Consider the following 12,761-nt stretch of genomic DNA (forward strand, 5'->3'; position numbering starts at 1 on the left):
GGGAAAACTATAGTTGTTGCTTTAGCATTCTTTTTAATCATGATAAACTGAGAGAAGTATAATAGGTCCTGACAGAGGAGGAAACAAATGAAAATTGTGATTATTGGTGCATCATTCGCAGGTATTTCCGCAGCAATTGCTTCAAGGAAAAAATATCCCCAAGCAGAAATTTCTTTAATTGACAAACAAGCAACAGTGGGGTATTTATCTGGTGGCTTAAGTGCGTATTTTAATCATACCATCAATGAATTACACGAAGCACGTTACATAACGGAAGAGGAATTACGTCGTCAAAAGATTCAGTTGCTTTTAAATAGAGAAGTCGTGGCAATGGATGTTGAGAACCAACTGATTGCTTGGGCGCAAAAGGAAGAACAACAGTGGTATTCTTATGATAAATTGATTTTAGCGACAGGCGCGAGCCAATTTTCCACGCAAATTCGTGGTAGTCAAACAGAAAAATTACTCAAATATAAATTTTTATCAGGTGCTTTAGCGGCTGTTCCATTACTGGAAAAGAGCCAGACAGTAGCCGTCATTGGTGCAGGACCCATTGGAATGGAAGCTATTGATTTTCTTGTGAAAATGAAGAAAACGGTCCATGTCTTTGAAAGTTTAGAAAATCTATTGCCTAAATATTTTGATAAAGAAATGGTTGCAGATGTTCAAAAATCTTTGGAAAAACAAGCAGTAATTTTCCATTTTGAAGAAACGGTCCTAGGAATTGAAGAAACAGCAAATGGTATTGTTCTTGAAACAAGCGAACAGAAAATTTCTTGTGACAGTGGGATTTTTGCTTTAAACTTACATCCTCAATTAGCCTATTTGGATAAAAAAATTCAACGAAATCTGGATCAGACAATCGCGGTGGATGCTTATTTACAAACTTCAGTGCCAAATGTTTTTGCCATCGGAGATTGCATTTCAGTTATGAATGAACCAGTCGCGGAAACTTTTTATGCTCCGTTAGTGAACAATGCGGTACGAACTGGCTTAGTAGTCGCCAACAATTTAGAAGAAAAAACACACCGATTCATTGGCTCTTTGCGAACAATGGGAACAAAAGTGGGGGACTATTACCTTGCTAGTACAGGTCTAACCGAAACGGAAGGTTTATTTTTTCCGCAAACACTTGCTTCCGTAATTGTTAGACAGCCAGCGCCGCCTCTACAACATGGGACAGAAATTTTAGGCAAATTAATCTATGATAAAGTGACACAACGGGTCCTTGGGGCACAGCTTTGTTCAAAAAACAATTGTTTAGAAAAAATAAATACGTTAGCATTAAGTATCCAAACAGGTCAGACACTGACAGACCTATTACAAAAAGATTATTTTTATCAACCTTCCTTAACCAATATTTATGATATTACAAATTTGATGGGTGCTTCGGCTTATTGGAGAGAGAACGATGAAAGTTGAGACGTTATTGGAAAAGAAAGCGATGCGACAATTATTAACGGTGCAACAAACCATCTTAGCAGGCGGTACCTGCTCAGTCTCTGATTTAACAGCATTTTTAGCGGTCACAAAAGCCTCCTTTGAAAAAGACTTAGAGGATTTACATTATTTTTTGAAACCTTTTGGACAGGATTGTCAGCTTACTTATGATGGCCAACAGCTATCAATCACCTTATCGGATTTTTTTTCGTTGAATCATTTAATTGAAGCATTTGTAAAAGAGTCTCTTAAATTTCAACTTTTAGATTATTTATATCGTAATAAAGAGTTTTCTATTGTTCAATTAACGACTAAATTTATGATTAGTGAGTCTTCTTTATTTCGAAAGATTAAGGAACTCAATCAATTGTTAGCCGCCTTTGATTTGCAAATAAAAAATGGACAACTACAGGGAGAAGAATTGCAGATTCGTTACTTTTACTTTCAGTTGTATTGGTATATTACTCCCTATGAAACACACCAGAAAAAAACGATGTCCCCGTTAAATAAACGGATAATTGAAGGGATTGAAACTGGCTTAGGTTTTACTTTTAATGAACATAATGCGTTAAAAGTTAGCCTTTGGTTGAGTATTACGAAAAAGCGCCTAGCGGTTACTTCAAAAAAATATCAACAATTGAGAAAGAAAATGATTGATTTTAAAGAAGATCCGTTATTTAAGCAAGTTCGACAATTGTTTTTCCGTTTTTCTAGTCGCTATTCATTAGAATTAGACGAAGGAGAAAGCATGATTCATTTTGTTTTTCTAATCACAATGTCGGTCTTACCAGAATCAGCTTTTGATGAATATTCCTTAATTCGGGGACGTCGTTCCGCTGTTTCTTTAGCTGATACGTTTATCTTGGAAAATGTGGTCTTGTATTATCGGCCCCATAAATTTGAACCTACTCTTGAGAAAACCATGGCTTACTATTTTTCACAAATTCATGGAAAACTCTATTTTTTTAAAGGAGAATTGGAAGTTTTTGATCGGGCCCATATCTGGGAAAAAGAACAGCAATTATCTAGTCGGGAATTAGCTTCTTTTTCAACAACGTTATTAGAAAAAGCTTTAGCTTGTTTTGATGAAACGTATCAACCAGGAGATAGTTTGCATGAACTTTCTCTGGTCAAATATTTAAGCGTGTTGGCATTAATTGAATTTAAAATGATTGGTGAAATAAAAATTGGAATTCATTTAGCAATGGATGCTCTTTATCAAGCGGCGTTAACACAAGTATTAATGCTTAGTCTTAAAAATATGAATGGCACGCTAGTGGAGAGGTATCAGCCTGAACAAACATATGATTTAATTGTGACCAATTATCAGCAAACGAGCTATCAAGGAACACCGGAAGTCTATGTTTTGTCAGAATTAAGTTCGACCTATGATGTGCAACAATTAAAAAAGAAAATACGCACCTTGCGGGAGAAATAAACAAAAGGTTGGTGTGACGGAAATTGTCTGATCCTCGCACCAGCCTTTTTACAACTAAAAGTCGAAAATTAGGCTTTTTTAAACAAAAATGTTTCTTTTTATTGAAAAATTAGAGATAATAAAAGTATTATTGAAAGCGTTGTCTTTGTTGGTTTTAGTAGAAATCCTTTCAATTTTTTTAAAATAAAAAAAGTTTTTGACATGTTTAGTTATTCTTTTGTTTGTAAGATAGGAACATAAAGAAAACGATTTCAAAAACGTTTAGGAGGAATTATCATGGCAGAAGAAAAATACATTATGGCGATTGATCAAGGAACGACTAGTTCTCGTGCAATTATTTTTGATAAAAAAGGAAACAAAATTGGTAGTTCACAAAAGGAATTTACTCAATATTTTCCTAATGCAGGCTGGGTGGAACATAATGCCAATGAAATTTGGAATTCTGTTCAATCCGTTATTGCAGGTTCTCTAATTGAGTCAGGAGTGAAACCAACGGATATTGCCGGAATTGGGATTACAAACCAACGGGAAACAACCGTTGTTTGGGACAAAGCAACTGGGTTACCCATTTATAACGCAATTGTTTGGCAATCACGCCAAACGACACCTATTGCTGATCAACTAAAAGAAGATGGCTACAGCGAAATGATTCATGAAAAAACTGGGTTAATCATTGATGCTTATTTCTCAGCAACGAAGGTTCGTTGGATCTTAGATCACGTAGAAGGTGCGCAAGAACGTGCAGAAAATGGAGAATTGATGTTTGGAACAATTGACACTTGGCTCGTTTGGAAATTAACGGGAGATACTCATGTCACTGATTATTCAAATGCAAGCCGGACGATGTTGTTTAATATCCATGATTTAGATTGGGATCAAGAAATTTTGGATCTTTTAAATATCCCACGAGTGATGTTACCGAAAGTCGTTTCGAACTCTGAAGTGTATGGATTAACAAAAAATTACCATTTTTACGGAAGTGAAGTTCCTATCGCTGGGATGGCTGGTGACCAACAAGCCGCCTTATTTGGTCAAATGGCCTTTGAACCTGGGATGGTTAAAAATACCTATGGAACAGGCTCATTTATTGTCATGAACACTGGCGAAGAACCTCAACTTTCTAAAAATAATCTGCTTACCACTATTGGCTATGGCATTAACGGCAAAGTATATTATGCCTTGGAAGGAAGTATCTTCGTGGCTGGTTCAGCGATTCAATGGTTACGAGATGGCTTAAAAATGTTGCAAACGGCTGCTGAATCTGAAGCAGTAGCCAAAGCGTCAACAGGGCACAATGAAGTTTATGTGGTTCCGGCATTCACTGGTTTGGGCGCACCATATTGGGATTCACAAGCGCGTGGGGCTGTCTTTGGATTAACACGCGGTACCACGAGAGAAGATTTTGTCAAAGCGACACTTCAAGCAGTTGCGTATCAAGTTCGTGACATTATTGACACGATGAAAGAAGATACAGGCATAGACATTCCTGTCTTAAAAGTAGACGGTGGAGCAGCAAACAATGATTTCTTGATGCAATTCCAAGCAGATATTTTAAACACTGCTGTTCAAAGAGCCCATAACTTAGAAACAACGGCCTTAGGCGCAGCTTTCTTGGCGGGCTTAGCGGTTGGCTTCTGGAAAGACTTAGAAGAAATCAAAGCATTCCAAGAAGAAGGACAACAATTTGAACCCATTATGGCGGAAGAAGAACGAGAAGATTTATATGAAGGTTGGCAACAAGCAGTAGCAGCTACCCAACAATTCAAACGTAAAAATAAGTAAATGGAAAAGGGGAATTTTCTATGACTTTCTCAATAGAAACACGCCGACAATCAATCGACGCTTTAAAAACACAACACTTAGATGTCTTAATTATTGGTGGTGGCATTACTGGCGCAGGCGTTGCCCTGCAAGCCAGTGCCGCTAAAATGAAGACAGGGTTAATTGAAATGCAGGATTTCGCAGAGGGCACCTCTTCACGATCAACCAAATTAGTTCATGGTGGTATCCGCTATTTGAAAACGTTTGACGTGGAGGTGGTAGCAGATACAGTGAAAGAACGAGCCGTCGTTCAATCCATTGCGCCACACATCCCTAAAGCGGATCCCATGTTATTGCCGATTTATGATGAGCCAAATGCAACATTTAATCTATTTTCTGTCAAAATAGCAATGGATTTATATGATCAGTTAGCTGATGTAACAGGTACCAAGTACGCCAACTATCTGTTGACAAAAGACGAGGTTTTGGCACGTGAGCCACAACTAAAAAGTGAAGGTCTACAAGGTGGCGGTGTTTATTTAGATTACCGAAATAATGATGCTCGTTTAGTTATTGAAAATATTAAACAAGCAGTAGCTGACGGGGCACATGCTGTGAGTCGGGTTCAAGCGGTGGGCTTTTTATACAATGATGAAGGGAAAATTACTGGCATTCAAGCAAAGGACCTACTAACTGACGAACAGTTTGAGATTCACGCAGATGTTGTGATTAATACTACTGGTCCTTGGTCAGATAAATTAAGAGGCTTAGACAAAAACGATTCATTTACACCACAAATGCGTCCAACCAAAGGGGTTCATTTAGTTGTTGACAAAAGCCGTTTAAATGTTCCTCAACCAACGTATTTTGATACAGGTAAACAAGATGGCCGCATGGTCTTCGTTGTTCCAAGAGAAGAAAAAACATATTTTGGGACGACGGATACAGATTACCATGGAGACTTTCAACATCCAACAGTAGAACAAAGTGATGTGGATTACCTATTGGAAGTAGTCAATAATCGTTATCCAGAGGTACAATTGACAATTGATGATATTGAAGCCAGCTGGGCTGGCTTACGACCTTTAATTTCTGCTAACGGTGGCTCAGATTATAACGGGGGAAACAATGGCAAACTTTCAGATAAAAGTATTGATGAAGTCATTGATGTCGTTGACAGATACCAAAAAAATCAAACAGATAAACGAGAAATTGAAGAAGTCCTAAACCATCTAGAAGACAGTTTGGTGGAAAATAAAGTCAATCCTTCAGCTGTCTCTCGAGGCAGCTCATTGGAAAGATCAGCGGATGGCTTGCTCACTTTGGCTGGTGGGAAATTAACAGATTATCGTAAAATGGCAGAAGGTGCGATGAAAATGATTCAAACCATCTTAGCAGAAGAATACCAGAAAGAATTCACCTTAATTGATTCTAAAAACTATCCAGTTTCAGGCGGGAAATTGAACCCTGCAACGGTAGACGAAGAATTAGAAGCGTTGGCAAAACATGGCGTGTCTAAAGGGTTAAGTGAAAAGGATGCACTATACTTAGCTCATTTATATGGCTCCAACGTGCCAACTGTTTTTGAAATGATTGATGATGCCAAAGTAATTCCTGGTTTAACCTTAACAGAAACTGTCTCTTTAAACTATGCGATGGAAGAAGAAATGGCTTTAACACCCGTCGACTTTTTATTGCGACGGACCAACCACTTATTATTTATGCGTGATCGTTTGGACCAAGTGAAAGCGGGAGTCATTGAAGAAATGGCACAGCATTATCAGTGGACAGCGGAAGAAAGAGCACGACACATTGAAACATTAGAAAAAGTAATTGAAGAATCAGATTTAAAAAATTTGAAAGTAGGGTGAAGAAAAAATGGGAACTTCGATGATGACACAATTATTCGGTGAATTTTTCGGAACGATGATTTTAGTTTTACTAGGGGATGGCGTCTGTGCCGCAGTTAACTTGAAGAAAAGCAAAGCCTTTGCTTCTGGTTGGGTCGTTATTGCTTTAGGTTGGGGCGCTGCTGTTACATTAGCTGTTTACATGTCTGGGTATATGAGTCCAGCGCATTTAAATCCTGCTGTAACAGTTGCGATGGCAATTACTGGAAACTTTGAATGGGGCATGGTTTTACCTTATATCGTAGCTCAAGTCCTAGGCGGTTTTATTGGTGGTTTAGTTGTCTGGTTAGCTTATTTACCCCATTGGAACATTACAGAAGACAAAGGTGCTATTTTAGGAACCTTCGCCACTGGTCCAGCTGTCCGTAACTATCCAGCCAATGTTTTAACAGAAATTATCGGCACATTTGTCTTGGTTTTTGGCTTACTAGCCTTTTCTCAAAACGACTTAGCGGCTGGCATTAACCCAATGCTTGTTGGGATTTTGGTCTTAGGACTAGGTCTATCATTAGGCGGACCTACAGGTTATGCAATTAACCCTGCACGTGATTTAGGACCTCGTTTAGCGCACCAAATTATTCCTGTGAAAACAAAAGGTGATTCTGATTGGGCTTATTCTTGGGTGCCAATTGTGGGACCTATCTTAGGTGCTTCATTAGCTGCAGTAATTTATTTATTCACTATTTAATAAAATGAAATGTAAATAGTTGTTTTAGACAATAAAAAACGCTTGTGAGAAGTAATCAATTCTTGCAAGTGTTTTTTGCTACATATTAAACCAAAAAAGATTTCCTTAGACATTTAGACAATTTGTCCAAATGCGGAACAGAACAATTTTTCTATATGATACAATAAAAGTGCACAAGTAATTGGGGGAGTAACACTTCATACTTATTTGTCAATTTTAAGCTGGACAGTGTGTTATTCAGTAATATATACTAATTTAAAAAGGAGTAAATGATTTGAAAGGGATAATGGTTTTGTTAGTGGGGACTGGGTACATTGGTTGGGTTATTTATAGAAATGGTCGTATGTATTTCCGTTATAAAAAAAATCTAAAAAAATATCAAACGACGCACCATCTAACGGACAGTGACCTAGAGATGTACCAAAGAATTATGGACGAATTAAAAAAACAAATTATTTATTTAAACGAACTAACGAATAAGTCACGAAATTTAAAAAAAATTGAACAAGTAGAACTGGGTGTTGCTTCCGCTAAAGGCATCTTTAAACACTTAGTGAAGTATCCTGAAGCAATTACTCATTTTAGTGATTTTTTATATCATAAGGTACCAGAGATTTTACGAGCATCAGAACGGTTTTTAAGCATTAAAGAAGATAAATTGTCAACAGAAGAAATAACACTTGCAACTAATGGTATCTTAAGTACCATACGAGTGTTGTCGGAAAGTATCACAGATGATTATGAAAGATTAGTCTCCGAAGCATCTGAGGAAATTTCCTTATCAAAAAAATTAGTGGAGAGAAAAAATGGCTAAACAAAAGAATTTTTATGATACATATGATGCACTTTTTCAAAAGCCAAAATGGTCGTTTTTTCCTGTCACAAGAACAGACACAGTAAAGCAACTTCCTAACCCCAATAAAAAAGTGGTAAAACCACAGACGAAAAAAAAGAAAAAACAAAAAAAGAACAAAAAAATTATTTGGATAGGCATTGCTGTAGCAATTGGCTTTATAGTATATATTGATCTTGCGGAGAAAGATGATTATTGGGATTACTCCGCTTCATCAGAAGATGTTTATCCTTTAAAAGAAGCTGGACTTACCACAACTGGACCTGTTGATTTAGAAAAACCACTAAAAGTCACAATAGAACAAAATAAACTTTTATTTAATCAAGGCTACCAAATAGAAATTATCGGCGATGCCGATATTGAAACCAGTGGCGGAAAGAACTTTTTAATTTTACCTTCTACAGAGGAGTATCCAGATACAAAATATCTAGGCAATATCAGTTTTTATGAAAAAAGAGACTATTATACATCGGCAGGTATGTACCTTTCTGGCAATCTTGTCAACAGTCTTTCTGATTATTTGGATACAAGTAAAGAGTTTATCAAAGCATATCCAATTGATAAAATTGCTGATGTACAAACCGGCTATATTTTAAAACGGAATCAAGGATATACAGACATCTCAAAATATTATCTCTTTAAAGATGGAACAGGATTTGAATTAGAAGTCTCTGTTGACCAATTGGAAAAGGTCAAAGATCCCAAAGACTATTCTTCTTTTGTAAAAACATACGCAAAAGAAGTCGCTTTTATAGAAAAAAGTTTTAAATTTGAGTCTACTGATGAGGAATCTCGATAGAGAAAATAGTTTTCAGCTTCAAGTAGCGCCTAGCAATACCTTTGTTGAAAAAATGTAAGAGCCTGAGACAAAAAACACTTTGGATCTTCGTCTCAGGCTTAAAAACTGATCAGCGGTGGAAGCGTAGCACTTTAAGGACTGAAGTACGACGTGTACCCACTTACTAGATTGTCTTTGAAGGTAACGTAGAAAAGAACAGCAATATACAAGTGACCTACAAACTATTTTCTGTCAGACTAAAACTGGCAGAAGTGGTTTGTAGGTCGCTTGTTTTCATTATGGCTGGTGAGACAGGTTGGCGCTTGATGTTTGTTTTAATATTGCAAATCAAAAATGGCGATACTTATTTTACTGAAAATTAGTTCCCAATCTTCTCGGGTTAATTCTTCTTCTAAAATGTAAATTCGGTCTATTTCTTTTGGTAAATCAAATAAGGGATAGTCAGTAATCACAATATCACAACTAGAAAAATCGGTTCGTTCAAAAATAATATCCTCACTAAATGCTTGCTTGATTTTCATCATAATAAAGCTAGCAATGTAAAAATCGCGAGAATATGCAACACCAATTTTAATTTTTTTGCGGGGACTATAGTGCTTATAAATTCGTAACAACAATTCACATGTCCAAATTGGGTTCTCCTGATCCTTAAATCTTAACTGATAAGGGGAATGCGCTGAAAAGTTTTGATAAAAAGCATAAATTTTTTTCTGTAAATCTTTTTGATAAGTACTATTTTTATTGACTAAAAAATCTAGAATCGCGGTATTTGGTTGCTGTGAAATAAATAATTGGTTATAGATAATATTTTTAAATAAAATAAGTAAGAAGTAATGACGATCAAATTCACGCATTTTTGGAATTTGAAAAACTTCGCAAAAATTGGTTAATAAAGAATCAACGTAGAAATATTCTGGGCAAGAAATTTCATTTAGAGCAGTCAGTAAATCTTTGGCTCGTTTTGCTGAATCAAAATTATCAATGGCAATGGGTGCAATGATATCTACAACCCGCTGTTGATCTTCTGAAAAATTTGATTGGGAACAAAAAATAGTTTGTTTTGAGTCTGAGAAAAGCCTTAAATAAGGATGTTCTTCAAATTCTTTTTGGAGATCATCTTCACAAGTATATGGAAAGCGATATTTTGCGATGTGTAAAAGTAAATTTAATTTTAGTAGAGAAGCGTGTTCCAAGCGTTCAAGAATTTCTGGTTTAATATGTTGCGTCAGTATATCTTCAAAATAAGTAGAGGTATAACGTGGTAAGGCTAAGGTATTTAAAAAGATGGTCCAGTAGACATCAAGAAAAGCATATAGGACTTGAAATTCAGAACCTGTAATCACTTTACTCGCGGAGGGGGAAAAATGGACGGAAATTCCATACAAACCAAATAGTTTATTAATGTTATTTAACCGTTTGTAAATGTAAGATGAGCTAAAATTAGTTTCTTGACTCACTTTCCAGACAGAATTGTTTTCTTTTTTGATAATTGCTTGAAAAAGAATGAAGTCAGTAGAATGGACACAGTAATAATTAAATAATAAAAAATAGTGGGAAAGAAAATCATTGGAAGTCGTATGTAATGAAATTTTTCCGTGATGGATCTGAATCTCTAAGGTATTTTCAGGAAGGGTTGCTAAGTCTTCTTGAATTTCACGAAGATAAATTGATAAATTTTTAGTAGAAAGATCGAATTTTCGGGCAACACTAGATAAATCAAGGTTCGTTTGTTTTGCTAAGTATAAAAAGACAGCCAATTTTTTTTGTGTTTTCTTTGAAAGTAAAAATGTTTTTATGGCATCTTGTGTTTTGATGAGACTCACTCCTTAGTAATAACTTCTCTTTTATTATAATAGTTCGCCTAATAAATTGTAATAAAAAAGAACAATTCTCATTGGTTTATGAGAAAATAACAAGATATTCAGCAGGAAAACACCTGTGTCAGTCGACACAGGTGTTACGATGAGCAAAAAGAGCGGGTTCTTTTTTTATCAAATAATTTTCCAAAGTGACGTGATCAACTAAAGAATCAATCACCCCTTCTTTAGAAACTGAAAATCCTGCAGCCTGAATTGCTATTTGAATGGCTGCTTCAGTCGGATAACCTTTCGAAAGATAGGAGGCGAGCGCGCTGATAAAGCTGTCACTGGCACCAGTGCTATCCACAGCTATATTTTCTGTTGCAGGGAAATAGTGGCACACTTGGGGTGTTTTTAATAACACGCCTTTTTTTCCTAAAGTAACAATGACATTTTTTACGCCCATTTCTAAGAAGTACGCCGCTTTCTCTTCTAATGTACCAGTATCTGGTTGAAGTTCCAATAATTCATCTTCATTGGGAATGAAAAAATCAACCTTTTCTAGTATATTCACTGGAATATGATGAATAGCAGCTGGTTTTAAAATAATCGGCACCCCTGAATGTTGGGCGATTTCACAAGCTTTTTCTACAGCAGACAAAGGAATTTCTGTTTGAATGAGACAAAAACTGGCATCCATAAATAGGTGTTTTTGCTGTGCGATTTTTTTAGGTGTAAGCGCTGTGTTTGCACCAGGTAAGATTGAAATCATGGAGTCGCCGCTTGTCTCAACATAAATATAAGCTTGACCAGTCTCAGTATCTTGAATACGTGTGATACCATCTGTCGTAACGTGGTATTTTTCTAATTCTTTATATAAGTAATTCGCATCTGTGTCTGAGCCTAAACAACCAATTAAGGTGGCCTGATGCCCCAGTTTGGTTAAGCCAACAGCTTGATTTAATCCTTTTCCGCCGGGGAATTTAGCATAGCTAGACAAAAAATTTGTTTTGCCGTTATGTGGTAAATTTGTTGAATACAGATAATTATCAACGTTTAAACTACCTACTACAATCATTTTGCTATGTGGATTAACACTAGACATGCCTAATGTATTTTTGTGATCTAGCACCAATTTTTCAGCGTCATTAATCAAGGCTGTTTTTTCTTTGCGTTTGTTAAGCAATAATAAGGCTAACTGGCTGCCAAACGTCTCTGTGTCTAATAAGACGGAAGAAATATGATCAGGTAAAAATGAACGATCAATTTTTCGCTTAATTGCGAGTAAAGAGTAATTATCGGGGGTTCGCAAACCGCTCTGCTTTAAAAGCTGTTCCAAAAAAACAGCCTGGGTATAGTCATCGGTAAGGATACCCGTAATCCCATCTGTGATAAGCTGATTACTGAAATCAGCAGGGATAGTAGTTAAAATATTTTCTTTACTAAAGGGTAAATTGACATCAAACAAGGCTTTTTTATAGCCTGCAATAATTGCTTCTTTATATTTTGGGTTAGTGACGAAATAACTAATTTTTTTATGGTTATTCTGTAATAATTCTTGGGTTAAAACATAACTAGCTTCTTCATAAAGCCCCGCTAGAGAAGGTAATTCGTTAGTTGAGTGATTGACGAAATAGTAAGGAATCGTTAATTCTTCTATAAATTTCGCGTATTGTTTACTGTTTTCATTGATTGGGTCCCAAATAATGCCACTGGCTTGTTTTAAAGTTGGCGAGGTAATATTTTTCAGTTCTTGTTCTAAACTACCGTGACTATTTAAAATCAAGCAGTTATAGCCATTTTCTTGAGCTTTATCAATAAAGCTCGTAACCCAAGCCTCAAAAGTTTCATGGCTATTTAATAATAACACGAAGGTTTTTGTAGTACTATTTGTGACGAGATTTGCTGAGTAAGGTGTGTAGTTGTAATCTCGAACGATTTTTAAGACACGTTCACGGGTTTCTTTACTAATAGTTTGATCTTTATTATTTATAATTTTGGATACAGTTGAAGCGGAAACGCCAGCTAATTTTGCAATATCTTTAATATTCATCATTTTCGTCCTTTCACTGA

Annotated in this window: 9 protein-coding genes; 7 read left to right on the top strand and 2 right to left on the bottom strand. The window is 36.1% G+C overall.

The features are described from left to right. Window positions 1-87: 87 nt before the first annotated feature. The 7 genes from IGK86_RS06055 (at window position 88) to IGK86_RS06085 (ending at window position 8,889) form a co-directional block, all read left to right on the top strand. The gene (locus IGK86_RS06055; RefSeq protein WP_002374545.1) at window positions 88-1,422 is read left to right on the top strand and encodes an FAD-dependent oxidoreductase; all 1,335 of its coding nucleotides are present in this window, start codon (window positions 88-90) and stop codon (window positions 1,420-1,422) included. Then, window positions 1,412-2,878 carry a helix-turn-helix domain-containing protein gene (locus tag IGK86_RS06060; protein WP_002385844.1) on the top strand — a complete coding sequence of 489 codons (1,467 nt, stop codon included), beginning with the start codon at window positions 1,412-1,414 and terminating at the stop codon, window positions 2,876-2,878. Before IGK86_RS06055 ends, IGK86_RS06060 begins: the two co-directional genes overlap by 11 nt. 276 nt (window positions 2,879-3,154) lie before the next feature. Next, window positions 3,155-4,660: a glycerol kinase GlpK gene (glpK, locus tag IGK86_RS06065; RefSeq protein ID WP_002357138.1), complete on the top strand. Its 1,506-nt coding sequence runs from the start codon at window positions 3,155-3,157 to the stop codon at window positions 4,658-4,660. Window positions 4,661-4,680: 20 nt separating this feature from the next. Continuing rightward, window positions 4,681-6,510 carry a type 1 glycerol-3-phosphate oxidase gene (gene glpO, locus IGK86_RS06070; protein WP_002379559.1) on the top strand — a complete coding sequence of 610 codons (1,830 nt, stop codon included), beginning with the start codon at window positions 4,681-4,683 and terminating at the stop codon, window positions 6,508-6,510. 7 nt (window positions 6,511-6,517) lie between these two features. Further along, window positions 6,518-7,237: an MIP/aquaporin family protein gene (locus IGK86_RS06075; protein ID WP_002357140.1), complete on the top strand. Its 720-nt coding sequence runs from the start codon at window positions 6,518-6,520 to the stop codon at window positions 7,235-7,237. 286 nt (window positions 7,238-7,523) lie between these two features. Further along, a complete protein-coding gene (locus IGK86_RS06080; RefSeq protein WP_016616926.1) occupies window positions 7,524-8,051 on the top strand; it encodes a 5-bromo-4-chloroindolyl phosphate hydrolysis family protein in 528 nt (175 codons plus the stop codon). Continuing rightward, window positions 8,044-8,889: a hypothetical protein gene (locus tag IGK86_RS06085; protein ID WP_002365799.1), complete on the top strand. Its 846-nt coding sequence runs from the start codon at window positions 8,044-8,046 to the stop codon at window positions 8,887-8,889. The genes IGK86_RS06080 and IGK86_RS06085 overlap by 8 nt, the downstream gene beginning before the upstream one ends. Before the next feature lie 314 nt (window positions 8,890-9,203). Here IGK86_RS06085 and IGK86_RS06090 read toward each other — a convergent pair whose 3' ends face one another. Together IGK86_RS06090 and IGK86_RS06095 are read right to left on the bottom strand one after the other, a co-directional pair. Beyond that, window positions 9,204-10,712, bottom strand: coding sequence for a helix-turn-helix domain-containing protein (locus IGK86_RS06090; protein ID WP_002394554.1), 1,509 nt, complete (start codon window positions 10,710-10,712; stop codon window positions 9,204-9,206). 118 nt (window positions 10,713-10,830) lie between these two features. Next, on the bottom strand, window positions 10,831-12,744 hold the full coding sequence (locus tag IGK86_RS06095) for a PfkB family carbohydrate kinase (protein ID WP_010819456.1): 1,914 nt from the start codon (window positions 12,742-12,744) through the stop codon (window positions 10,831-10,833). Window positions 12,745-12,761: the final 17 nt, after the last annotated feature.

This window comes from Enterococcus sp. DIV1206, assembly GCF_051712485.1.
GTDB lineage: Bacteria > Bacillota > Bacilli > Lactobacillales > Enterococcaceae > Enterococcus > Enterococcus faecalis.